Below are 23504 nucleotides of genomic sequence, written 5' to 3'. Positions count from 1 at the left end.
GACGTCATGAACGCCATACGCATGATGATTGCGATTGTGTGGCTTACCGGACTGCTGCCAGGGATGGCGCAGGCATCGGATGCCGATGATTTCGTTGCCGCTAGCCGCAGCCAGCAAACCGCCATGCTGACCCGCTGGGCAGCCACGCCGGAACCTGCACGTTTGCCGCTGCTTAAGGCGCTGCAACAGGAGAACCTTTATACCGACAGCCAGAAGAAGGCATTTACCTGCATCGACGGCGAAATGGTTGCCCTGGGCGCGGCAAAAAGCGCTGAAGGCACGACCAAAGCCGTGCGGCTGACCAACCGACTGCGCGTGTTAACCGTCACGGCGCTGGCGACGCATCAGCTTGTCAGTGACAGTGTCACCGAAAGGCGTCATGCCGCGCGGCAACTTCAGCGTGACGCCCGGCCGGATATGCTCGGCTTTCTGCAACAGCGGGCCAGTAGCGAAACGGACGACGTCACCCGACAGTCGCTGATGCTGGCGCTGGCAAACCTCCAGCTGACGAGCCCACAGGCTGAAGTACGGCTCAAGGCTGTTGAGCTGTTGGGACAGTCTGACGATCCGGACGTGCAGGCCACGCTGACGCCGTTCACCCAAACGCAAACCGAGCCGGACGCACGGGTACGTGCCGCCGCCGCTGAGAGCCTGGAGCGTATTCAGCACCGGCTGATGTGGGGCGAACTGCTGGGGCAGGCCTTCATGGGCCTGTCGTTGGGGTCGGTACTTTTGCTGGCCGCGCTCGGGCTGGCTATCACCTATGGTCTGCTGGGGGTGATAAACATGGCTCACGGTGAAATGCTGATGCTCGGGGCGTATGCCACCTGGATGGTGCAGCAGGTAATGGCGCAGTGGATGCCTCAGTGGCTGGCGCTTTATCCGGTGGTGGCGCTGCCGGTGGCGTTTTGCCTGACCGCAGGCATCGGGATGGTGCTGGAGCGCACGGTGATACGCCATCTTTATGGCCGCCCGCTGGAAACCCTGCTCGCCACCTGGGGGATAAGCCTGATGCTTATCCAGCTGGTCCGCATGACCTTTGGCGCTCAGAACCTTGAGGTCGCTAACCCGGCATGGCTGTCCGGCGGGGTGCAGGTTTTCGCCAACCTGACGCTGCCCTGGAACCGTATTGTGGTGCTCGGCTTTGTACTGCTGGTGCTGTTCTTCACCTGGCTCATTCTGAACAAAACGCGTCTGGGTCTCAACGTGCGGGCGGTGACGCAAAACCGCAGCATGGCGGCCTGCTGCGGCGTTCCCACCGGACGGGTAGATATGCTGGCATTTGGCCTCGGGTCCGGCATTGCCGGGTTGGGCGGCGTGGCGTTGTCCCAGCTGGGGAACGTGGGGCCGGAGCTGGGCCAGGGATACATCATCGATTCGTTCCTGGTGGTGGTGCTCGGCGGCGTCGGCCAGCTGGCCGGTAGCGTCGCGGCGGCCTTTGGTCTGGGGATCTTCAATAAAATTCTTGAACCGCAGATGGGCGCCGTGCTGGGCAAGATCCTGATTCTGATGGCGATGATTCTGTTTATCCAGAAACGTCCGCAGGGGTTATTCGCACTTAAAGGGAGGGTGACAGACTGATGAGCCAGCCATTGACCTTAACACTGGCGCGCAGGGCACCGCGCACCGCGCAAATCTTCGGCAGTCTGCTGGTCGCGGCGCTGCTGGTGCTGCCTTTTCTCGCGCTGTTACCCGCAACCCATCCGCTGGCCGTTTCGACGTGGATGTTGACGCTTATCGGCAAGATCCTCTGCTACGCGGTTGTCGCCGTGGCCCTCGATCTGGTCTGGGGCTATGCCGGTATGCTCTCGCTGGGGCACGGCATATTCTTCGCCCTGGGCGGCTATGCGATGGGCATGTACCTGATGCGCCAGGCGGCCGGGGACGGGCTGCCCGCGTTTATGTCGTTTCTCTCGTGGAGCGAACTGCCCTGGTTCTGGTGGGGAACGCAGCATTTTGCCTGGGCGCTGGTGTTAATCGTGACGATCCCCGGCCTGCTGGCGCTGGTCTTCGGCTGGTTTGCTTTCCGCTCGAAGATCAAAGGGGTCTATTTCTCCATCATGACCCAGGCGCTGACCTATGCGGGCATGCTGCTGTTCTTTCGCAACGAAACCGGTTTTGGCGGCAATAACGGCTTTACCGGCTTTACCACGCTGCTCGGGTTTTCCGTTACGGCGACCACCACGCGGATCGCGCTATTTCTCGCAACGGTCATGCTGCTGCTTCTGGCCCTGGGCACAGGCTACGCCCTGGCAAAGAGTAAATTTGGCCGCATTTTAACGGCGGTGCGCGATGCGGAAAACCGTCTGACGTTCTGCGGCTACGATCCGCGCGGCTTCAAGCTGCTGGTCTGGACGCTTTCCGCCGTACTGTGTGGTCTGGCGGGCGCGCTGTACGTTCCGCTGGTGGGTATTATCAACCCGGGTGAAATGTCGCCGACCAACTCGATTGAAGCGGCCATCTGGGTGGCGTTGGGCGGGCGCGGCACCCTGGTAGGCCCGGTGATTGGTGCGGCGCTGGTCAATGGTGCGAAGAGCTTTTTCACCGTGGCGATGCCGGAGTACTGGCAACTGTTTCTTGGGCTGATTTTCATCGCCGTGACGCTCTTTTTACCGCGCGACGTGTTCGGTCTGTTTCGTAAGGGAGATAATTAATGCAGCCCTCTGAAGGACTCTTTACCCGCCAGCTACCGGGCGATCGTTACCGTGAGCAGACCGATCCGGTGTTACAGCTTGAGGCCATTAACGTCAGTTTCGATGGTTTTCAGGCGTTGACCGATCTCTCACTTAATATCGGCATTGGAGAATTGCGCTGCATCATTGGCCCTAACGGCGCCGGTAAAACTACGCTGATGGACGTGATCACCGGCAAAACCCGGCCAAAAAGCGGGAAGGCTATTTACGATCAGTCCATCGATCTGACAGCCCTTGAACCGGCGGCCATTGCCCGTCAGGGCATTGGCCGTAAGTTCCAGAAGCCGACCGTGTTTGAAGCGCTGACCGTAGGGGAAAACCTCGAAATCGCCATGAAAGCCGACAGGTCCGTCTGGGCGAGCCTGCGGGCAACACTCAGCGGCGAGCAGCGCGACCGCATTGACGAGATGTTGGTTTTGCTGCGGCTTGGCAGCGAGCGCGATCGCCGCGCCGGGCTGCTTTCCCACGGGCAGAAGCAGTTTTTGGAGATCGGCATGCTGCTGGTGCAGGATCCGCATCTGTTGCTGCTGGACGAACCCGCCGCCGGTATGACCGACGCAGAGACGGAATACACAGCCGAGCTGTTCCGAACTCTGGCAGGCAAGCATTCGCTGATGGTGGTTGAGCACGATATGGGCTTCGTCGAGACCATCGCCGACCACGTCACGGTGCTGCATCAGGGGCGCGTACTGGCAGAAGGCTCGCTTCGCGAGGTACAGGCCAATGAGCAGGTGATCGACGTCTATCTGGGACGCTAAGGAGAGGTAATGTTACAGGTTAACGAGCTGAATCAGTACTACGGCGGAAGTCATATTCTGCGCGGGGTGAGCTTTGAGGCGGTGGTCGGGGAAGTTACCTGCCTGCTGGGGCGCAACGGGGTAGGGAAAACCACACTGCTGAGGTGCCTGATGGGGCTGATCCCGGTGAAAGCCGGGGAGGTGGTCTGGCAGGGAAAGACCATCACTCACAGTAAACCGCACCAGCGGGTGCAGTCCGGCGTGGCGTATGTTCCGCAGGGGCGGGAGATTTTTCCGCGTCTGACCGTAGAAGAAAACCTGCTGATGGGACTGTCGCGCTTCTCCGCGGGAAACGCAAGGAGCGTGCCGGAGGAGATTTGGCAGCTTTTCCCGGTGCTGAAGGAGATGAAACACCGTCGCGGAGGCGATCTTTCCGGTGGTCAGCAGCAGCAGCTGGCGATTGGTCGCGCGCTGGCGAGCCGTCCACGGTTACTGATCCTGGATGAACCCACGGAAGGTATACAGCCGTCGGTGATTAAAGAGATTGGGCAGGTGATCCGCAGCCTGGCGAACCGGGGGGATATGGCGATCCTGCTGGTGGAGCAGTTTTATGATTTTGCGGCGGAGCTGGCCGACAGCTATCTGGTGATGTCGCGCGGCAGCATCGTCCAGCAGGGGCGCGGTGAGAACATGGAGCAGGAGGGGGTTCGCGGACTGGTTGCGATCTGAAATGTTATACTATAACATCCTCATTCTTATAACACGGAATGAGGGTTTTGCTGTGGCTGCACAACTTGGAAAAATTGCGCTGACTCTGGGAACGCTGCTGGTAAGCGGCTCGCTTTTTGCCCATTCGCACGGTCATCAGATGACGGAGGCGGAACAGAAGGCGGCAAACGGCGTCTTTGAGGATAAAGACGTCAGGGACAGGACGCTGTCTGACTGGGACGGGACCTGGCAGTCCGTTTACCCGTTCCTGCTTGATGGTTCGCTGGATCCGGTTTTCGAAAAGAAAGCGCAGAAGGGGGATAAATCCGCTGCCGAGGTGAAAGCCTACTACCGTAAGGGCTACGCGACGGACGTGGACGCCATCGGCATTGAAAACAACGTGATGGAATTCCACAGAGGCAAAACGGTGAGCAGCTGCCGCTACGACTACAGCGGCTATAAAATTCTGACCTATGCGTCGGGGAAAAAAGGCGTGCGCTACCTGTTTGAATGTAAGGATAAGGCAAGCCAGGCGCCTAAGTTTGTGCAGTTCAGCGATCATACCATCGGGCCGAAAGCCTCTTCACACTTCCATATCTTTATGGGCAACACCTCCCACGAGGCGCTGCTGAACGAGATGGATAACTGGCCGACCTACTACCCGAACGAGATGTACAAAGAGCAGGTGGTGCAGGAGATGTTGCACCACTAGGCAGTTGGATTTGCCGGGTGGGGGCTTAGCCTTACCCGGCGTGGGATTAGGGTTTTCCAGGTCGGGTAAGCGCAGCGCCACCCGACACGCTATCTTCACTTTTCACGCGCATCCCGCGCAAAACCATCAGCCACGCCGCAATGATGGCGGCCATCATAATAATAAATAACGACCAGTGCGGCAGATGGGTCAGGATGAGCCCGGTGATCATCGGGTTCGCCGCCGCGCCCAGCCAGCCCAGCGCCTGGGCGGAGAAGTAGCTCGCCTTCATGCCCGGCGGGGCGATATTGTCGATCAGCATGTATTCACCCGGAGCATAAATAATTTCACCCAGGGTGAAAATCGCCGCCGCAATCCCCCAGTAAAGCAGGTTCTCGCCGGAAAGCATAAACCCGCCCAGCCCGAGGATGAAAAAGAGCGTCGCGGCAGTCATTAGCGGGCGGATGTTGCTGGCGGAGATCTTGCGGCCAAGCGCGTATTGCAGGGTGACCACCACCACCGCGTTGACGGGCAACACAACGGCCACCACCTTTTCTGCGAAATCGCTGTCCGCATACGCGGCGAGCACGTACTGGGAAATGCAGCTGGCGAACGATCCGCCCACGTAGGACGCCAGCAGGCCGGAGAGCGTGTACCAGAACAGCGCCCGGTCCTTCAGCAGCACCGAGGGCTGCCACGGCGCTTTTTCCTCCACGCTGTCAGACGCTACGCTTTTCTGCACAAAGAAATGGATAAACCCGAGCGGCAGTGCGGCGCAGAAGGCCGCCAGCCAGAACGGCAGTTGCAGGCTGTACATCACCAGTAGAGTGCCAACCGGCGGCCCAATCGTCCAGCCGATGTTCAGGAAACTGTAGTTGAGTGAGAAAACGCGCGCCTTTTCGCTGGAGGTCAGCACGTCGGCAAACCACGCTTTCAGCACCGTTGAGAAGACGGAATAGGCGCAGTTAATCAGGGCAAAGAACAACACCACCAGCGTCACGTTATTCACCAGCGGAATGGCCACAAACCCGGCGATAAAGGCCACGATGGCGACCAGCATATAGCGTTTTTTGTCGAACTTGTCCGCCAGGATGCCAAACCCCAGGCTAAACACCACGCCAATGGTCAACGCCACGGTAAGGGCATAGCCAATATTCTCCACGCTCATATCGTACACGCGTGTGAGATATATGGTCATAAAGGGCAGCGTTGCCCCGCGGCCAATTGTTAATAACAATGACGATGCCAGCAGCGCTGCGGTTGAGCGCCTGATTGATGGTTTCATTTTCCTGCCCGACAAATGCTTATGCTTTTTTTGTTGTGTTATTACAGGATTATCATGGGATCGGCAGCTTGTATAGCACCCAATTTATCCGCAAGTGCTTCTCCTCAGTACCAGAATTAATGATCTTCTCGCGGGGGTATTTTTTCTGTTACCTTGAAGTGTTTACAAAAATTTAATAATTCAGAGGCGGAAAATGACGCGGAAAGACGGGCTGTTAGCGTTACTGGTTGTCGTGGTGTGGGGACTCAATTTTGTGGTCATCAAAATGGGGTTGCACAACATGCCTCCACTCATGCTGGCGGGTCTGCGCTTCCTGCTGGTGGCCTTCCCGGCGCTGCTTTTCGTTGCCCGTCCAAAGATTCCCCTGAAGCTTCTGCTGGGCTACGGCCTCACCATCAGCTTTGGTCAGTTTGCGTTTCTTTTTTGCGCCATCAAATTCGGTATGCCTGCGGGTCTGGCTTCGCTGGTGCTTCAGGTGCAGGCTTTCTTTACCATTATTCTCGGCGCGTTTGTCTTTGGCGAACGTTTGCAGGGCAAACAGCTGGCGGGCATTAGCCTTGCGGTCTTTGGCGTGCTGGTGCTGATAGAAGGCAGCCTCAACGGTCAGCATGTCGCGCTGCTGGGCTTTATGCTCACCCTGGCGGCGGGGCTGAGCTGGGCGTGCGGCAACATCTTTAACAAGCTGATAATGCAGCATGAGTCGCGTCCTGGGATCATGTCGCTGGTGGTCTGGAGCGCGTTGATCCCCATTGTGCCGTTTATGGTCGCGTCGTTTATTCTGGATGGACCGCAGGTGATGCTGAATAGCCTGGTGGAGATCGACCTGACGACCATTTTGTCGCTGATGTACCTGGCATTAGTCGCCTCAATCATTGGCTACGGCATCTGGGGATCGCTGCTCGGGCGCTATGAAACCTGGCGCGTGGCGCCGTTATCGCTGCTGGTACCGGTGGTCGGGCTTGCCAGCGCCGCACTGTTGCTGGATGAAACGCTCAGCGCGCTGCAACTGTGTGGCGCAGGGCTGATTATGGCCGGGCTGTATATCAACGTCTTTGGCTTGCGGGTGCGTCGGGCGACGCGGGTGCGGAGTTAAGGCAGAAAAAAGCCCCGCATTAGCGGGGCAAAAACGAATTACAGGTCGTGATTATAATACGGCACGCCTAATTCGTCGGATTTGTCGCTGCCAGCGCCCATGTGATTGAAGTCCCAGGGCGACTGGTTTTGCGTGGACGGCATAATCATGGTGTCACGATTATTTTGCTGCCCCGCACTGGGGGTTTGCTCCGCGAAGCTCTGGCCGGAAACCAGCACCAGCAAGGTGAGGGCGGCGGAGACGATAAATTTCATGATTTCCTCGGTTACGTCTTAACAGGCGATGATTAACTGCAATGTTTTAGCGGATACAGATAACGGGATTCACCCGGCATACTGGTAATACGGTACTTATGAGGCGGCACGTCAAAGTAGTTCTTGAACGTACGCGTCAGGGTTTGTTGCGATTCAAATCCGTAGCGTTCCGCCAGATAGAGGATCGGCTCATTGCTTTCTTTCAGTTTTTGGGCAATCTCCGTCAGCTTACGGCTGCGAATATATTGTCCTAATGAATGGCCGGTCTCTTTTTTAAACATCCGTTGCAGGTGCCATTTTGAGTAACCTGAACGCTCAGACACTTTCTCAAGGGAAAGTGGAGATTCCAGGTTATCTTCGATCCAGTCCAAAATGCTATGAATGGTGATAGCGTCAGTATTGCGTCTGGACATCGTCATACCTCTTTTTCTGTTTACGGCAGGATTTTCTTGAGTAAAAGCTCAAGCGTTGCCACTTCATCTGCCGTTAAGTTTTTTGTCAGTTCCTGGTGCAGTGTTTGTCCTACTAATTGATGACATTGCTCACACATGGCCGCGCCATCGCTGGTCAGTTTCACCAGTACGCCACGTTTGTCATTCGGGTTAGGGCTTCGTTCTATCCATCCTTTGCAGACGAGACGATCCAGCATGCGGGTCAACGCACCCAGATCGACAGAGAGCACCTTTTTCAGCTCAACCGGCGTGATACACACTTCGCAGCGAATGGAACACAGCACTTTGAACTGTGTTGCGGTGATATCCAGCGGTGACAGGTAGTCATTGAGCAGGCGATCTTTTTTCTGGTTAACCATATGAATAAGACGACCCAGTGGGATTATGTCGTTAAAGAGGTCACTGGTGCTTTTCACAATGGTTGCCCTGGCAAGTAGTTTAGTCACGGCAGATATTATTGCTCAGGCAAGTATAAGTCAACTGAATGGATCAGCCGATGCCACGAAATGCTAAAACGCTTCAGGAACTTTTTCTGTACGCTTTTAAATCATAGAGATAATCTGGGGTTATTAGTTACGCGAGACAATTATGGTTACGTTGCGCGGATAGCTCAGGACGAGACTTTCCCCCTATAATTGCGGTAATGAATAAGGATAAGGACTGCGGTGCATTATGTTGGATTTGATTAAAGCAGTGGGGCTTGGGCTGGTGGTGTTGCTTCCGCTGGCGAACCCGTTAACGACCGTGGCGCTCTTTCTGGGGCTGGCGGGTAACATGAACAGCGCGGAGCGCAACCAGCAGTCGAGGATGGCCTCCGTCTACGTCTTCGCGATTATGATGGTGGCTTATTACGCCGGACAACTGGTGATGAATACTTTTGGTATTTCGATTCCCGGTCTGCGTATCGCCGGTGGGCTGATTGTGGCGTTTATTGGTTTCCGGATGCTGTTCCCGGCGCATAAAGCGCATGAATCGCCGGAAGCCAAAAGCAAATCGGAGGAGCTTGAAAGCGAACCGAGCGCCAATATCGCGTTTGTGCCGTTAGCCATGCCGAGCACGGCGGGGCCGGGAACGATTGCGATGATCATCAGTTCCGCCTCAACGGTGCGTGATGGTGTTACTTTTCCGCACTGGGTTATTACCGTTGCGCCGCCGATCATTTTTGCGCTTATCGCCATTATCGTCTGGGGGTCATTGCGCAGCTCCGGGGCGATTATGCGCTGGGTGGGCAAGGGGGGGATTGAAGCTATCTCCCGTCTGATGGGCTTCCTGCTGGTCTGTATGGGCGTGCAGTTTATTATTAACGGCGTGCTGGAGATCATTAAGACGTATCACTGAGGACATCGCCGGGTGGCGCTGCGCTTACCCGGCCTACAAGTCCGTAATAACCTAGGCCGGGTAGGCCGAAGCCGCCACCCGGCACAACTAACGTCAACCGTGGCTGGTCTGTTCTTCCATCGCGACCGGCCATTTACGGAAGATAAGCACCGACCAGATCAGCGCAATCAGCGCGGGAATCGCCCCGAGATAGCCAATGGCCGACATCGATACATACAGGCTGATCTGATTTCCCACCAGCGCACCGGCCCCAATTCCCAGATTAAAAATTCCCGAGAACAGCGACATTGCCACGTCCGTGGCGTCCGGGGCCAGGGCCAGCACTTTGACCTGCATTCCCAGACCAATAATCATGATCGCCACGCCCCAGAACAGACTGAGGATCGCCAGATGACTCTCGCTGCCTGCCGCAGGCATCAGTAACAGCAGGCACGCCAGCAGCAGGCCAATCGCACTGCTTACAAGCGCAGACGCGTGCTTATTGCCCAGCTTCCCGAACAGGATGCTGCCGATAATCCCCGCGCCGCCCAGGATCAGCAGCAGAACGGTGGCGAAGTTAGCGCTAAAGCCCGCCACAACCTGAACAAACGGCTCAATATAGCTGTAGGCCGTGTAATGGGCGGTCACCACAATCACGGTCAGCAGATAGATGCTCATCAGCGCCGGTCGACGCATCAGCAGAGGCAGACTTTTCAGCGAGCCGGAGTGTTCGCTGGGCAGTTTTGGCAGCAGTTTGATCAGACACACCAGGGTGATCAGCGCCCCCATGCCGATGGCAAAGAAGGTGGTGCGCCAGCCGAAGTATTGACCCACAATGCGCCCGATCGGCAGGCCTAACACCATCGCCAGCGCCGTTCCGGTGGCAATCAGGCTCAACGCCTGGGCGCGTTTCCCCGCCGGGGCGAGACGAATGGCGAGCGATGCGGTGATCGACCAGAAAACGGCATGGGCAAACGCGATGCCGACGCGGCTGATCACCAGCACCGTAAAGTTCCATGCCATAAATGACAGCACATGGCTGGCTATGAACACCACAAACAGCCCAATCAGCAGCTTACGACGTTCCATCTGGCTGGTCAGCAGCATAAACGGCAGCGACATCAGCGCTACCACCCATGCATAGATGGTCAGCATAATGCCAACCTGTGCCGTTTCCATATGGAAGCTGGCTGCAATGTCGGACAGCAGCCCAACCGGAACAAATTCCGTGGTGTTGAAAATAAACGCTGCGATGGCGAGCGTGACCACGCGTAGCCACGCGACCCTGCGGGAAACCGTGTGTGTTGTCATAGGGATATCTGGGATTCGTTGCCTGAAAGATGAGGAGACGATCTTAAAGCCTTAAACGGCGAAAACTCAACCGTTATGTGATGTGAATCACAAAATTTACCTTCATGCAGCGGTAGCGAACGCGGTTGTTTTCATTGAAGATAAAGAACAACACAACAAAAACAGGCGGTAACACAATGCAGGAGATTGATTTTTATCTGGTAGATGCGTTCAGCGAGTCCTCCTTTGGCGGCAACCCGGCGGCGGTGTGCCCGCTCGACGCGTGGCTACCGGATGAGACGTTACTGCGGATGGCACAACAGCATAACCAGTCGGAAACCGCGTTTTTTGTGTGCACCAAAGGGGGGATTGAGCTGCGCTGGTTCACCACGCTCACCGAGGTTAATCTGTGTGGTCACGCGACGCTTGCCGCGGCGTATGTTCTGTTTAACGAACTGGATTATCCGGACTCACGCCTTCATTTTGACACCGCTTCTGGTCGCCTGACCGTCAGCCGTGAAGGTGACTGGATGATGCTGGACTTCCCGGCCTGCCCGACGCAGGCACAGACGCCGCCACCGGAGATGCTCACCGCACTCGGTATCAGCCACTACGTCGAGGCGCGAAAAGGCCGCGCCTGGGTGCTGGTACTGGAGAGCCGCGAGCAGGTGGAAGCCATTAATCCGGATTTCTCCGCCATGACGCCGGGGGAGCATAAAGTGGCCGTCACCGCCCGGGACGAAGGGGAATACGACTTTGTCAGTCGTTTCTTCTCGCCGGGCGTGGCCGTGCCGGAAGATCCTGTCACCGGCTCCGCGCACACCATGCTGATCCCTTACTGGAGTGAACAGCTTGGCAAAACACAGATGTTTGCCCGTCAGGTTTCTGCCCGTGGTGGCGACGTACGCTGCGAACTGAAAGGCGACCGCGTGCGGATGGGCGGGCAGGCGGCGCTGTATCTGAAGGGCACAGTATTTCTGCGCTGAATAAATCTAAGAGGAACCAACGATGCAGGAAATTGATTTTTATCTGGTGGATGCCTTCAGCGACAGGGCGTTCGGCGGCAATGCGGCGGCGGTGTGTCCGCTGGAAGCGTGGCTGCCGGATGAGACGCTGCTGAAGATGGCGAAGCAGCATAATCAGTCAGAGACGGCGTTCTTTGTCCGAACGGATAACGGGTTTGAACTGCGCTGGTTTACCACGCAGGATGAAATTAACCTCTGCGGCCACGCAACCCTCGCGGCTTCTCACGTTATTTTCGAATACCTGGATTATCCACATACGGAAATCACCTTCACCACGCGCTTTGTCGGCGAACTGACGGTACAACGCAGCGGCGACTGGCTGACGCTGAATTTCCCGGCGTGGTCAACCGAGGTTGTCGATACTCCACCCGCAGTGCTGTTCAGCGCGCTGGGCATTAACGCGGCAAAAGAGGTGCGTGTGGGGCGCGATTACATGGTGGTGCTCGACAGCCAGCGGCAGGTGGAGGCGCTGACGCCGGATATCACAGCCATGCTCCCGCTGGGGAAAATGGTCTGCGTTACGGCGCCGGGGGATGAGTATGATTTCGTCAGCCGCTTCTTCTGCCCGGGGGAAGGGGTACCGGAGGATCCGGTGACGGGATCAGCGCACAGCATGCTGATCCCGTACTGGAGCGAAAAGCTTGGAAAAACGCAGATGTTGGCCCGCCAGGTCTCCTCCCGTGGCGGGGATCTGCGCTGCAAGCTGAAAGGCGACCGCGTGCTGATTGGCGGGCAGGCCACGCTGTATATGAAGGGGAAAATTTTCCTTCGTCTCCAGGATTACGGTCATCATTAAAAACTATGACGCCGGTATACAGGGCGGGCGGTATGTTGAACGAAAACGACAAGGAGCCTGCCATGTATTCTATTACCGCTGAATCCGCCCATCATCCAGATATTCTCGCCCTGATTACGGCGCTGGACCGTTATCAAAGCGTTCTCTATCCCGCGGAAAGTAATCATCTGCTGGATTTAACCGAACTGCCGGACGACTCGCTGATCCTGATGATTATTCGTGACACTCAGCTTAACGCCGTCGGGTGTGGCGCTGTTGTTTTGAACGGGGACGGGACCGGGGAAATGAAACGGGTCTATATTGATCCAACCCATCGTGGGCAACGGCTGGGTGATAAATTACTGGCGGCGCTGGAAGATGAAGCCCTCAGCCGCTGCTGCCACACCGTCCGGCTTGAGACGGGGATCAAACAACTCGCCGCCATTCGTCTGTATCAACAGTGTGGATACGAACGGCGCCCCGCGTTTGCCCCCTACAACGAGGATCCGCTGAGCCTGTTTATGGAGAAGACACTGGTGGCTGACGTTCGTTTAGCAGCCCTATAAACGCCTCAAGCTGGCGGGTCATCGCCCCGCGTCGCCACACCAGCCAGGTGGTGAGCCAGCGCCAGTTTTCCGCCAGCGGCCACGCCGCCACCTGATGATGCCCCGGCATGCTCTCCAGCATGGAGCGGGGCATCAGCGCAATGCCTGCCCCGGCAATCACGCAGGCGAGCATCCCGTGGTAGGACTCCATCTCGTGGATCCTTCCCGGCGTTACGCGGTCAGCATGAAACCAGCTCTCCAGATGACGCCGGTAGGAACAGTTGGCGCGAAAGGCATAAACCTCGCTACCGCTCACCTGCGTGGCTTTTGACACTTCCGCATGGCCCGCAGGGGTGACCAGCATCATCTCTTCCCGGTAAACCGGCATTCCTTCCAGTTCGGGGTGTGAGAGCGGCCCGTCGACAAAGGCGGCGCTGAGCGTCCCCTCAAGCACACCGTCAATCATCGTACCGGAAGGCCCGGTGGATAACGCAAACTGAATGCGCGGATAGCGCTGATTAAACCGCGCCAGACTTTCCGGAATGCGTACGGCGGCGGTACTTTCCAGCGCGCCGAGCGAGAATAATCCCTGCGGTTCATCCCCGGCGACGACCATTCGCGCTTCGTCGACCAGCGCCAGGATCTGCTTGCTGTAGCGCAAAAAATTGTGCCCGGCGGGGGAAAGCCGCAGGCGCTGATTCTCGCGAATAAACAGCTCCACACCGAGATCCGCTTCAAGCTGTCGGATGCGGGTGGTGAGGTTTGACGGCACCCGGTGTACCTTCTGCGCCGCCTGGGTAATGCTGCCGGTCAGTGCGACGGCGTTAAACATCTCAAGCTGTGTTAAGTCCATACCGTTCTCGATTCGTGAACAAGGTGGTGAGTATTATTCATTTTTAAGAAATAGCAGAGTGGGCCACAATCAATCAACTGTTATTACATGGAGAACTTCATGACGTATTCATCTGCTACCCATGCCCACTCTGTCAACCCGGCTACCGGCGAAACGCTGGCTGCTTACCCGTGGGCAACGTCCGGTGACGTTGAACGTGCCATTGCGCAGGCGGATACCGGTTTTCGTCAGTGGCGACGCGAAAGCGTAGCGCACCGGGCGCAAAAACTTCGCGATCTGGGTGCGGCGCTGCGTAGCCGTGCGGAAGAGATGGCGCAGACTATCTCCCGGGAGATGGGCAAGCCCATTGTGCAGGCGCGTGCGGAGGTGGCTAAGTCCGCCAGCCTTTGCGACTGGTACGCTGAATACGGCCCGGCAATGCTGCGCCCGGAATCTACCCAGGTCGACAATGCGGTGATTGAGTACCGTCCGCTGGGGCCTATTCTGGCGGTGATGCCGTGGAACTTCCCGCTCTGGCAGGTGCTGCGCGGTGCGGTGCCGATCCTGCTGGCAGGGAACAGCTATCTGCTTAAACATGCGCCAAATGTGCTCGGCTCGGCGGAGCTTATCGGGAAGGTGTTCGCGGATGCCGGTTTCCCGGAGGGGATCTTTGGCTGGGTGAACGCGACAAATGACGGCGTCAGCCAGGCGATTAACGATCGGCGTATCGCGGCGGTGACCGTAACCGGCAGCGTTCGGGCTGGTGCGGCAATTGGCGCGCAGGCGGGCGCGGCGCTGAAGAAATGCGTGCTGGAGCTGGGCGGCTCCGATCCGTTTATCGTTCTGAATGATGCCGATCTGGATCTGGCTGTCAACGCGGCCGTGGCCGGACGTTATCAGAATACCGGACAAGTTTGCGCGGCGGCGAAACGCTTTATTGTGGAAGCGGGCGTGGCGGACACCTTTACCCAACGCTTTGTTGACGCGGTCAAGGCGCTGAAAATGGGCGCACCGGATGAGGAAGATAACTATATTGGCCCGATGGCGCGATTTGATCTTCGCGATGAACTGCATCAGCAGGTACAGGCTACGCTGGCGGAAGGGGCGACCCTGCTGCTCGGCGGCGAGAAGCTTGCCGGGACCGGTAACTTTTATGCGCCAACCGTACTCGGCGACGTCACCCCACAGATGACGGCCTTCCGTCAGGAGCTGTTTGGCCCGGTGGCTGCGATTACCGTCGCCAATGATGCGTCGCACGCGTTGCAGCTGGCTAACGACAGCGACTTTGGCTTATCAGCGACGGTCTTTACCGCGAACGATGCGCTGGCTGAAACCTTCTCTCGCGAGCTGGAGTGCGGCGGAGTCTTCATCAATGGCTACAGCGCAAGCGATGCGCGCGTTGCGTTTGGCGGAGTGAAGAAGAGCGGCTTCGGGCGAGAGCTTTCACATTTCGGTCTGCATGAGTTCTGTAACGTTCAGACGGTCTGGAAGGATCGCGTGTAATGTTGATGCCGGGTAGGGCAAGGCCGCTACCCGGCAATTCACGTTTCCTGTCATTATTTTGCAATGGTTCTGTCATTTTCGTTTCGTAGACTCGCTCGCGTCTAACGTATTGTTACAGAAGAAAATTATGAACCTAACGCAAATTTTTCGTCGTCTTGCGCAGCGCTTTTTTCCTCGTCAGTTTGGCCTGCTGACCGGCATCTTTTGTATTATCGGCCTTTTCTCTGCCCTGCAACTTTCATCCTCCTTCCTGCTTACCGCCTCCCTGAATCAAGCCCAGCGTAACGAACAGCGCAATCAGCTGGCCTGGCAGCAACAGAGCAGGCTGGATCAGGCGCGTATTTCGCTGCTTGCGGCGAGCGATCTGCTCAACCGCTCCGGGGTGTACTTTATGCAGGATAAAGAGACCGGTTCGGAAGGGAGCTGGCATAGCCTGATGGACGAGGCGCAAAAATCCCTGGCGGCGTCTCAGCAGGCATGGCAAGCCTGGCTCGCGCTTAATCCTCCGCAGGACGAGGGGCTTGTTAATAGCTATCAGCAGTTCTTCGGTGCCATTAGCGAGCAGGCGGAAGGGCTGGTGAAAACCAACAGCATCGACCTCTTTTTCGCCGTACCCGCCCAGGCGTTTCAGACCGATTTTAATGACAACTTTGCACGTTATCAGCAACGGAGTGAGAAGCAGGCTATACAGGGGCGTCAGTCGCTCATGGAACAACTCTCAGGCCTGCAACGGCTGTTCCTGTTTGCGCCGCTGGTGCTGCTGGCTATTGCCATTGCCGTCTGGTTTGCAATGGCGAAATGGGTGATATCCCCGCTACGCCGTCTGATTGTCCATATTAACCAGCTTGCGGCAGGGGATTTGTCGGGAATACCCCCTGACGTTGTGCGTTTTAACCGTGAAATCAGCCAGCTCAGCGGCAGTATTACCGCCATGCAGCGCGGGCTCCAGCAACTGGTGACTCAGGTCAGCGAGGCCACGACCTCTATGGTCGAAAATATCGGGTCACTTGCGCAGGGGAACCAGAAGCTTTATCAGCAGTCCACGCGACAGGCCAAAGAGCTGGAGGAGGTGACCGCGCATATCGCCGATCTCGAAACCCACGTTGAGGGGAACACGGGTTATGCAAAACTCGCCCGCTCGCGCGCGGATGAAGCCCGACAGGCTGCCGTCGGCGGGGAGCAAATGATGACAGCGGTAAATGGCTCAATGCAGACGATCGTCGACCGATCCTCAGAGATGCGTGGGATCGTCGCCATGATCGACAGCGTGGCGTTTCAGACCAATATTCTGGCCCTCAACGCTGCCATTGAAGCCGCCCATGCGGGAGAACAGGGGCGCGGGTTCGCGGTGGTCGCCCGTGAAGTGGGGCTGCTGGCCAGAAAAAGCAGTCACTCTACGCAAACCATCCAGTCGCTAATTAACCACTCGCTACAGGGCATTGAAGAAGGTTCTCAGGTGGTAAACCGTCTGGAAGAAAATCTCCAGCAGGTCACCGGGCTGGTGGCCAATCTGAGTAGCCTGCTGAATGATATTTCGCTGGCCACTCTAAATCAGGGGGAAAGCATTCATCAGATGACGCGCCAACTTCAGGCGCTGAATCAGGTATCGCGTCAGACAGATGTGCTGGTTAGCGAAGCGTCGAATGCCTCTGAGCGCCTGCATCGGGAGTCAGATCTTTTGTTGCAGGCCGTCTCGCGTTTTCGTCTCCCTGCCTGACGTGACGTATAAGCCTCTGTTATACTCGCAGCCCGTTTTAGCCTGAGGGCAAGGAGCAAAGTGTGGCTGCGGTCATCCATAATGAGATGCTGGACGAGATTCTGGCGCAGGTTCGTCCGTTACTGGGGCAGGGTAAGGTTGCCGATTACATTCCCGCGCTGGCCTCGATCAGCGGTAATAAGCTCGGCATCGCCATTTGTACTGTCGACGGGCAGCGTTTTCAGGCGGGAGATGCACTGGAGCGCTTTTCAATTCAGTCGATCTCAAAAGTGCTTAGCCTCGTTGCCGCCATGCGCCAGTATGACGAGCAGGAGATCTGGCAGCGGGTGGGCAAAGATCCCTCCGGTCAGCCCTTCAACTCCCTTCTCCAGCTTGAAATCGAACAGGGTAAGCCGCGCAACCCGTTTATCAACGCCGGGGCGCTGGTGGTGTGCGATATGCTGCAAAGCCGTCTGAGCGCGCCGCGCCAGCGTATGCTCCAGATTGTGCGGCAGCTTTCCGGCGTGCAGGACATCGCCTACGATCCGGTGGTAGCGCGCTCTGAGTTTGAACACTCTGCACGTAACGCCGCCATCGCCTGGCTGATGAAGTCCTTCGGCAACTTTCATAATGATGTCGCCACGGTTCTGCAAAACTATTTTCATTACTGCGCCCTGAAGATGAACTGCGTTGAACTGGCGCAGACTTTTCTGTTTCTGGCGCATCAGGGCCATGCCCCGCATCTGGGCGAGGACGTTGTCTCCCCGATGCAGGCCCGGCAGATCAACGCCTTAATGGCAACCAGCGGAATGTATCAGAACGCCGGGGAGTTTGCCTGGCGCGTGGGGCTGCCGGCTAAATCCGGCGTTGGCGGTGGCGTCGTGGCCATTGTTCCGCACGAGATGGCGATTGCCGTCTGGAGCCCGGAACTGGACGAGACCGGCAACTCACTGGCGGGCGTCGCGGCGCTGGAACAGCTGACCAAACGCCTTGGACGGTCCGTATACTGATGTCCACGTTAGATCCTCTGTTCACGCGCCTGGCTCGCTCCACGTTTCGTTCACGATTTCATTTAGGGATGAAAGAGCGGCAATACTGCTGGGATAAGGGCGCGGACACTATCGATAAGCATGCCGCTGATTTTGTCGCCGCGCGGCTGGCGCCTGCACACCCGGTGAATGACGGTAAGCAGACGCCGATGCGCGGCCATCCGGTTTTTATCGCCCAGCATGCCACGGCAACCTGCTGTCGGGGCTGTCTGGCTAAGTGGCATGCTATCCCGCAGGGCGTGCCGCTGAGTGCGCAGCAGCAACAGTATATCGTCAACGTGATCCATCATTGGCTGGTCATTGAGGTAAATCGTGCCTCCTGAACTGACAATGTCTCTGTTTAAGCTACGCTTTTACTAATGCTCAGCGTCAGGAGACGTCATGAAAGCACCTCTAATTCCCGTGAATGAAACGGAGCGCATGAATGCGCTGCGCGAGTCCGGTCTGCTTGAGATCGACAATTATCCCGCGTTTGATCGTCTCACGCGGCTGGCAACACGCTTTTTCAGGGTGCCGCTGGCGATGATTACGCTGGTGGATGACCACGCTGCGATCGTGAAATCTGCCGACGGGCGGGCACTCGCCAGCCAGCCTCGCGATCTCTCGTTTTGTGGTCATACGATCCTGGGTGACGCGCCGCTGGTGGTGGCTGACACGCTGCTGGACGAACGCTTTGCGGATAATCCGCAGGTGGCGGGAGATCCGGGCGTGCGCTTTTATGCCGGTTTCCCGCTGCGTTTACGTGACGGGGCGTGCGTAGGATCGTTGTGTCTCATTGATTACGCACCGCGTGAGTTTACCGCGGCGGATTCCGCCGTACTGGCCGATCTCAGCGCGCTGGCAGAAGATGAATTTGCAGCCGTTAGCGCCGCCACGACCGATGAACTCACGGGCCTGTTTAACCGACGCGGGTTTAACCAGTTTGCGCAGTTTGCACTGTCGGTTTCGCAGCGTAGGGCAGAACCGTTAACGCTTGGCTGGCTGGATCTGGACCATTTCAAAACCATTAACGATCGCTTCGGGCATCAGGAGGGCGACAAGGCCCTGAAAGCGATGGCCGCCCTGATGCGCTCCTCATTCCGCGAGGCCGATATGCTGGTACGTTTCGGGGGAGATGAGTTCGCGGTGCTGTTTGCGGATACCGATGAACCTGGCGCCTGGATCGCCATGCAGTATCTTGTCGAACAAACGGAGAAGTATAACGCGCGTCAGCTGCATCCCTGGTCGTTACAGTTCTCCTGGGGGCTGAGCGAGTTCGATCATCACCGCAACGATATGCAGGCGTGGTTAAAACAGGCAGATGCGCAAATGTACGCCATGAAGCGGCAACATCACGGCGAAAAATGACATAACGAAATCCTATGTCATCGCTTATTGCGTAACAAAAATGTTAATAGCAAAGTGGAGAGATTCAACCTAAGGACGCGCAATGAACTCTCCCATGCTGATTAAACCTCTCTCCCGACAGGACATCCTCAGCCACATTGATGCCCTGAGCGATATCCTCGTCAACTGTGTCAACGGCGGCGCCTCCGTCAGCTTTATGCTGCCTTTTTCTCCCGAGAAAGCCCAAACCTTCTGGCTCGGCGTCGCAGACAGCGTCGGGCGCGACGAGCGTACCGTCCTGGGCTGTTTTGACGCGGAGCAGGGGCTGGTTGGCACGGTCCAGCTGATCACCGACCAGCCGGAAAACCAGCCGCACCGCGCAGATGTCGCGAAACTTCTGGTACATGAGAAGGCGCGCCGTAAAGGTGCGGCAATGGCGCTGATGGAAGCCCTGGAGGCGGTTGCGCGTGAAAAAGCGCTTACGGTGCTGGTGCTTGATACCTCGACCGGCAGCGGCGCGGAGACGTTTTATCAGAGAGCGGGCTGGCAAAAGGCGGGGGAGATCCCACGCTACGCCCTGATGCCGAACGGGGACATGACGGCGACCTCGGTGTTCTATAAATTTCTTTGATATTTTTCACCATCGCGTCCTGAGTTGATCCAGACAGGGGTTCTGGTCCTGAAGTTTTGATAAGTTATCACACCAATCTTATCAGGCTGTATGACTAATTATAAAGGACCTCCATTGTGAACACACTCAACCGTCGTGATTTCCCCGGTGCGCGCTACCCTGAACGTATCATCCAGTTTGGCGAAGGTAACTTCCTCCGCGCGTTCGTTGACTGGCAAATCGACCTCTTAAACGAGCATACCGATCTCAATGCAGGTGTGGTGATTGTACGGCCGATCCAGAGTGATTTTCCGCCGTCGCTGAGCACCCAGGATGGTCTGTATACCACGATTATTCGTGGTCTGAATGAGGAGGGGGATGCGGTAAGCGATGCGCGTCTTATTCGTTCCGTGAATCGTGAAATCAGCGTCTACAGCCAGTACGATGAATTCCTGAAACTCGCCCATAATCCGGAGATGCGGTTTGTCTTCTCCAATACCACGGAGGCGGGGATCGGCTATCACGCGGGCGATAAGTTTGACGATGCGCCAGCTGTCAGCTATCCGGCCAAACTGACGCGTCTGCTGTTCGAACGCTTTACCCACTTTAACGGGGCTGCGGATAAAGGCTGGATCATCATTCCTTGTGAGCTTATCGACTATAACGGCGATGCCCTGCGTGAACTGGTGCTGCGCTATGCACAGGAGTGGGCGCTGCCAGCGGCATTCATTGCGTGGCTGAATAACGCTAACACCTTCTGCTCGACGCTGGTTGACCGCATTGTTACCGGCTATCCGCGTGATGAGGTGGCAGAGCTGGAAGCCGGGCTGGGCTATCACGACAGCTTCCTCGACACGGCAGAACATTTCTACCTGTTTGTTATTCAGGGGCCAAAATCACTTTCAGCTGAATTGCGCCTGGATAAATACCCGCTCAACGTCCTGATTGTTGACGATATCAAGCCTTATAAAGAGCGTAAGGTGGCGATCCTCAACGGCGCACACACGGCGCTGGTTCCGGTCGCTTTTCAGGCCGGGCTGGATACGGTAGGGGAAGCCATGAACGACGGGGAGATTTGCGCGTTCGTAGAGAAGGCTATTTATGAAGAGATTATTCCGGTCCTGGATCTGCCGCGCGATGAGCTGCACTCCTTCGCCAGTGCCGTAACGGGGCGTTTCCGTAATCCGTATATTAAGCATCAGCTGCTGTCGATTGCACTGAACGGGATGACCAAATACCGCACCCGCATTCTGCCGCAACTGCTGGCAGGGCAGAAGGCGACCGGTGAACTGCCAGCACGTCTGACCTTTGCCCTGGCGGCGCTAATTGCATTTTACCGTGCCGAGCGCAACGGTGAGCGCTATCCGGTGCAGGACGATGCGCACTGGCTTGAACGTTACCAGCAGCTGTGGACGCAACATCACGACAAACAAGTCACTACCCGTGAACTGGTATCGTCGGTGTTAAGCGTGAGCGAGCACTGGGAACAGGATCTCACTCTGGTGAACGGACTGGTAGACCAGGTTGCCCAGGATCTGGATGCAATTTTACGCAAAGGCATGCGCAAGGCGGTGAAACCGCTCTGCTAATCATAATGCCCGGCGTTTGCCGGGTTTTTTACAGACCATTATTAGTTACAACATACTATACATCCTTTTTTTAAAAAGCACAGGCAGCACCGTGCGGTCAGGGCTTAACAGGTCAGAAAATGCAATGAACTATTAACATGCTTGCAACCGTGATGAGGATCACGTTTAATAGCCGCGCTCTTTACTTTTCTGAAGCTGATTATGATTGTTCGTCCTCAACAGCACTGGCTGCAACTGATTTTTGTCTGGCATGGTTCGGTACTTCCCAAAATTTATACCCGACTGCTGCTTAACTTCCTGCTTTCCATCGCCGTGATTGTCATGCTGCCGTGGTACACCTCGCTGGGTATCCGCTTTACCGTCGCGCCGTTCAGCATTCTGGGCGTGGCTATCGCCATCTTCCTGGGATTTCGCAATAACGCCTGTTATTCGCGCTACGTTGAGGCGCGTCTGCTTTGGGGGCAGTTGATGATAGCGGCGCGCTCGCTGTTTCGCGAGGTAAAAAACACCTTGCCGGATGATAAACATCTTGGAGAGTTTGTCCGCCTGCAAATCGCGTTTGCTAACTGTCTGCGTATGACACTGCGCAGAGAAACCAATGCCGATCAGCTGTCCCGCTATCTGGCTCCAGACGATTTACGCAAAGTGATGGATGCCAACTCGCCGGCGAACCGTATCCTGCTGATCATGGGGGAGTGGCTGGCCGTGCGGCGGCGCAGCGGGCACCTTTCAGACATCCTGTTTCACAGCCTCAACAACCGCCTGAACGATATGTCCATCGTGCTGGCAGGCTGTGAGCGTATCGCCAATACGCCAGTCCCGTTTGCCTATACGCTGATCCTGCACCGAACGGTGTATTTGTTCTGCATCATGCTGCCGTTTGCGCTGGTTGTTGATCTGCATTACATGACGCCCTTTGTCTCTGCGCTGATTTCCTACACTTTTATCTCGCTTGATACGCTGGCGGAAGAGTTGGAAGATCCGTTTGGGACAGAAGATAACGATCTGCCGCTGGACGCAATCTGCAACATGATGGAGCGCGATCTGTTGCAGATGAACGATGAAGAGAACATCCCTGAAAGGCTAATGCCGGATAAGCATTATCAGCTGACCTGACGGGCATTCCACTCGTCGTGGGTGATTTCCCACAGCTCCGAGTCCAGCAGGCCGCTGACATAGGCTTTCTTCTCTGTCCTGATGAGCCGCATGCCGCTGCTGTCTGAAATACGTCGGGAGCGGCTGTTGGCCGCCGCTTTCGGCGCGCGTAACACCGCTTTGTTAAGCGTATTGAACCAGTAATCCGTTGCCGCGATACTCGCCTCACGCATAAATCCCTGTCCCTGAAATTCCGGCGCGAGCCAGAAGCCCCGGTTGTTGTCTTCGACGTCGTACAGGCAAATTAACCCCATCAGTTCATCAGGCGCTTCACGGCTGCGAATCGTCCAGAACCACGCAATCCCTTTGGCCATATCGGGCAGTGCAACGTTGTTGACATAATTTTCTGCACCGTTTTCCGGGTAGGGCCAGGGGACTGAAGCCACCATATAGCGGACAATTTCCCAGCGCGGATAGCGTTGCTGGATCTGGACGGCATCGGCGGCAACAAGGGGTTTAAGTAATAAGCGTTCTGTTGTAAGCGTGGGTATCGTCATCCGGTGATCTCCATATTTGAGCGTTATCATTTGTTTGGGTTCTGATATTTCATCAATATCACATTCCAGTTGGTCGTGCTTTTGTTATTCAGATTTATCCATAAAGGAGTATGTAATGCCAAGAAAAGCCAGGCCCGAAGAAGCCGAAACACTCTGGCACGTCCGTAACGAAGCGATGCGCCATGGCTGTAAAATCTGTTACGACGCAGAAGTGATTGCGCGCTGGACGTCAGAAAAGATGCCTGAACATTACCGTACCTCCAGGTCGATTTCGTGTTATAGGCCTGCCCATGCAGGAGCTGAACTGCTCCCAAATGGAGCTACGGTTTACGAAGTTCAATAGCTTATTTACATTTGCTTACATAAATACACTTTCTTTACA

General features: G+C 56.5%; 25 protein-coding genes. 18 read left to right on the top strand and 7 right to left on the bottom strand.

Translation table 11 applies throughout. The features are described 5' to 3' along the window. Nucleotides 1–6: 6 nt before the first annotated feature. From urtB to zinT, 5 genes are read left to right on the top strand one after another with little or no spacing between them, the layout of a single operon-like run. Nucleotides 7–1581 carry an urea ABC transporter permease subunit UrtB gene (gene urtB, locus HP459_RS02110; protein WP_171935886.1) on the top strand — a complete coding sequence of 525 codons (1575 nt, stop codon included), beginning with the start codon at nt 7–9 and terminating at the stop codon, nt 1579–1581. After that, entirely contained in the window at nt 1581–2654 is a 1074-nt protein-coding gene (urtC, locus tag HP459_RS02105) for an urea ABC transporter permease subunit UrtC (protein ID WP_171935885.1), read from the top strand. Before urtB ends, urtC begins: the two co-directional genes overlap by 1 nt. Next, nucleotides 2654–3451: an urea ABC transporter ATP-binding protein UrtD gene (urtD, locus tag HP459_RS02100; RefSeq protein ID WP_023300093.1), complete on the top strand. Its 798-nt coding sequence runs from the start codon at nt 2654–2656 to the stop codon at nt 3449–3451. The genes urtC and urtD overlap by 1 nt, the downstream gene beginning before the upstream one ends. A gap of 9 nt (nt 3452–3460) precedes the next feature. Then, on the top strand, nt 3461–4159 hold the full coding sequence (urtE, locus tag HP459_RS02095) for an urea ABC transporter ATP-binding subunit UrtE (protein ID WP_023300094.1): 699 nt from the start codon (nt 3461–3463) through the stop codon (nt 4157–4159). Between the two features lie 52 nt (nt 4160–4211). Continuing rightward, nucleotides 4212–4850, top strand: a complete 639-nt coding sequence (gene zinT / locus HP459_RS02090; RefSeq protein ID WP_171935884.1) for a metal-binding protein ZinT — start codon at nt 4212–4214, stop codon at nt 4848–4850. A 46-nt stretch (nt 4851–4896) separates the two neighbouring features. Here zinT and ydeE read toward each other — a convergent pair whose 3' ends face one another. Next, nucleotides 4897–6114 carry an efflux MFS transporter YdeE gene (gene ydeE, locus HP459_RS02085; protein WP_022648102.1) on the bottom strand — a complete coding sequence of 406 codons (1218 nt, stop codon included), beginning with the start codon at nt 6112–6114 and terminating at the stop codon, nt 4897–4899. Between the two features lie 193 nt (nt 6115–6307). Between ydeE and eamA the strand changes: the two genes are divergently transcribed. Further along, the gene (eamA, locus tag HP459_RS02080; RefSeq protein WP_171935883.1) at nt 6308–7207 is read left to right on the top strand and encodes an O-acetylserine/cysteine exporter; all 900 of its coding nucleotides are present in this window, start codon (nt 6308–6310) and stop codon (nt 7205–7207) included. Between the two features lie 38 nt (nt 7208–7245). Here eamA and marB read toward each other — a convergent pair whose 3' ends face one another. Genes marB through marR form a run of 3 tightly spaced genes read right to left on the bottom strand, consistent with a single transcriptional unit; the run spans nt 7246 to nt 8329 of the window. Next, the gene (marB, locus tag HP459_RS02075) at nt 7246–7461 is read right to left on the bottom strand and encodes a multiple antibiotic resistance protein MarB (RefSeq protein ID WP_023300098.1); all 216 of its coding nucleotides are present in this window, start codon (nt 7459–7461) and stop codon (nt 7246–7248) included. Nucleotides 7462–7493: 32 nt separating this feature from the next. After that, nucleotides 7494–7874, bottom strand: coding sequence for an MDR efflux pump AcrAB transcriptional activator MarA (gene marA / locus HP459_RS02070; protein WP_001303241.1), 381 nt, complete (start codon nt 7872–7874; stop codon nt 7494–7496). Nucleotides 7875–7894: 20 nt separating this feature from the next. Continuing rightward, the gene (gene marR / locus HP459_RS02065; protein WP_020884159.1) at nt 7895–8329 is read right to left on the bottom strand and encodes a multiple antibiotic resistance transcriptional regulator MarR; all 435 of its coding nucleotides are present in this window, start codon (nt 8327–8329) and stop codon (nt 7895–7897) included. 256 nt (nt 8330–8585) lie between these two features. Between marR and HP459_RS02060 the strand changes: the two genes are divergently transcribed. Next, on the top strand, nt 8586–9251 hold the full coding sequence (locus tag HP459_RS02060; protein WP_022648105.1) for a MarC family NAAT transporter: 666 nt from the start codon (nt 8586–8588) through the stop codon (nt 9249–9251). Nucleotides 9252–9344: 93 nt separating this feature from the next. Here the strand turns inward: HP459_RS02060 and HP459_RS02055 are convergent, their stop codons facing one another. Beyond that, entirely contained in the window at nt 9345–10541 is a 1197-nt protein-coding gene (locus HP459_RS02055) for a sugar transporter (RefSeq protein WP_023306190.1), read from the bottom strand. Nucleotides 10542–10717: 176 nt separating this feature from the next. Between HP459_RS02055 and HP459_RS02050 the strand changes: the two genes are divergently transcribed. From HP459_RS02050 to HP459_RS02040, 3 genes are all read left to right on the top strand, one after another. Then, on the top strand, nt 10718–11506 hold the full coding sequence (locus HP459_RS02050) for a PhzF family phenazine biosynthesis protein (RefSeq protein WP_171935882.1): 789 nt from the start codon (nt 10718–10720) through the stop codon (nt 11504–11506). 22 nt (nt 11507–11528) lie between these two features. After that, nucleotides 11529–12341, top strand: a complete 813-nt coding sequence (locus tag HP459_RS02045) for a PhzF family phenazine biosynthesis protein (RefSeq protein ID WP_171935881.1) — start codon at nt 11529–11531, stop codon at nt 12339–12341. 62 nt (nt 12342–12403) lie between these two features. Beyond that, the gene (locus HP459_RS02040) at nt 12404–12886 is read left to right on the top strand and encodes a GNAT family N-acetyltransferase (RefSeq protein ID WP_171935880.1); all 483 of its coding nucleotides are present in this window, start codon (nt 12404–12406) and stop codon (nt 12884–12886) included. Here the strand turns inward: HP459_RS02040 and HP459_RS02035 are convergent. Then, nucleotides 12840–13718 carry a LysR family transcriptional regulator gene (locus HP459_RS02035; protein WP_022648110.1) on the bottom strand — a complete coding sequence of 293 codons (879 nt, stop codon included), beginning with the start codon at nt 13716–13718 and terminating at the stop codon, nt 12840–12842. The two genes, HP459_RS02040 and HP459_RS02035, sit on opposite strands and share 47 nt — an antisense overlap. Before the next feature lie 99 nt (nt 13719–13817). On the opposite strand from HP459_RS02035, the gene sad reads away from it, so the two are divergent. The 8 genes from sad to HP459_RS01995 all read left to right on the top strand — a co-directional run bounded on the left by sad (nt 13818) and on the right by HP459_RS01995 (nt 22586). Further along, on the top strand, nt 13818–15200 hold the full coding sequence (gene sad, locus HP459_RS02030) for a succinate-semialdehyde dehydrogenase (protein ID WP_063148879.1): 1383 nt from the start codon (nt 13818–13820) through the stop codon (nt 15198–15200). Nucleotides 15201–15327: 127 nt separating this feature from the next. Then, entirely contained in the window at nt 15328–16917 is a 1590-nt protein-coding gene (locus tag HP459_RS02025) for a methyl-accepting chemotaxis protein (protein ID WP_171935879.1), read from the top strand. 62 nt (nt 16918–16979) lie between these two features. Further along, the gene (glsB, locus tag HP459_RS02020; protein ID WP_003857165.1) at nt 16980–17906 is read left to right on the top strand and encodes a glutaminase B; all 927 of its coding nucleotides are present in this window, start codon (nt 16980–16982) and stop codon (nt 17904–17906) included. After that, entirely contained in the window at nt 17906–18268 is a 363-nt protein-coding gene (locus tag HP459_RS02015) for a DUF4186 domain-containing protein (protein WP_022648114.1), read from the top strand. The genes glsB and HP459_RS02015 overlap by 1 nt, the downstream gene beginning before the upstream one ends. Nucleotides 18269–18326: 58 nt before the next feature. After that, nucleotides 18327–19292 carry a sensor domain-containing diguanylate cyclase gene (locus HP459_RS02010; protein ID WP_045308109.1) on the top strand — a complete coding sequence of 322 codons (966 nt, stop codon included), beginning with the start codon at nt 18327–18329 and terminating at the stop codon, nt 19290–19292. A gap of 82 nt (nt 19293–19374) precedes the next feature. Beyond that, the gene (locus HP459_RS02005) at nt 19375–19902 is read left to right on the top strand and encodes a GNAT family N-acetyltransferase (protein WP_032624259.1); all 528 of its coding nucleotides are present in this window, start codon (nt 19375–19377) and stop codon (nt 19900–19902) included. 116 nt (nt 19903–20018) lie between these two features. Next, a complete protein-coding gene (locus tag HP459_RS02000; protein WP_171935878.1) occupies nt 20019–21470 on the top strand; it encodes a tagaturonate reductase in 1452 nt (483 codons plus the stop codon). A gap of 201 nt (nt 21471–21671) precedes the next feature. Next, a complete protein-coding gene (locus HP459_RS01995) occupies nt 21672–22586 on the top strand; it encodes a bestrophin family protein (RefSeq protein WP_003857155.1) in 915 nt (304 codons plus the stop codon). On the opposite strand, the gene HP459_RS01990 is transcribed toward HP459_RS01995, so the two are convergent. Further along, on the bottom strand, nt 22574–23122 hold the full coding sequence (locus HP459_RS01990; RefSeq protein ID WP_155024921.1) for a GNAT family N-acetyltransferase: 549 nt from the start codon (nt 23120–23122) through the stop codon (nt 22574–22576). The two genes, HP459_RS01995 and HP459_RS01990, sit on opposite strands and share 13 nt — an antisense overlap. Between the last annotated feature and the right edge of the window lie 382 nt (nt 23123–23504).

Source organism: Enterobacter sp. CM29 (genome assembly GCF_013179605.1).
Taxonomy (GTDB): domain Bacteria; phylum Pseudomonadota; class Gammaproteobacteria; order Enterobacterales; family Enterobacteriaceae; genus Enterobacter; species Enterobacter intestinihominis.
Note: the sequence above shows the minus strand (reverse complement) of the source record. Positions and strands in the feature narration are given on the sequence as shown.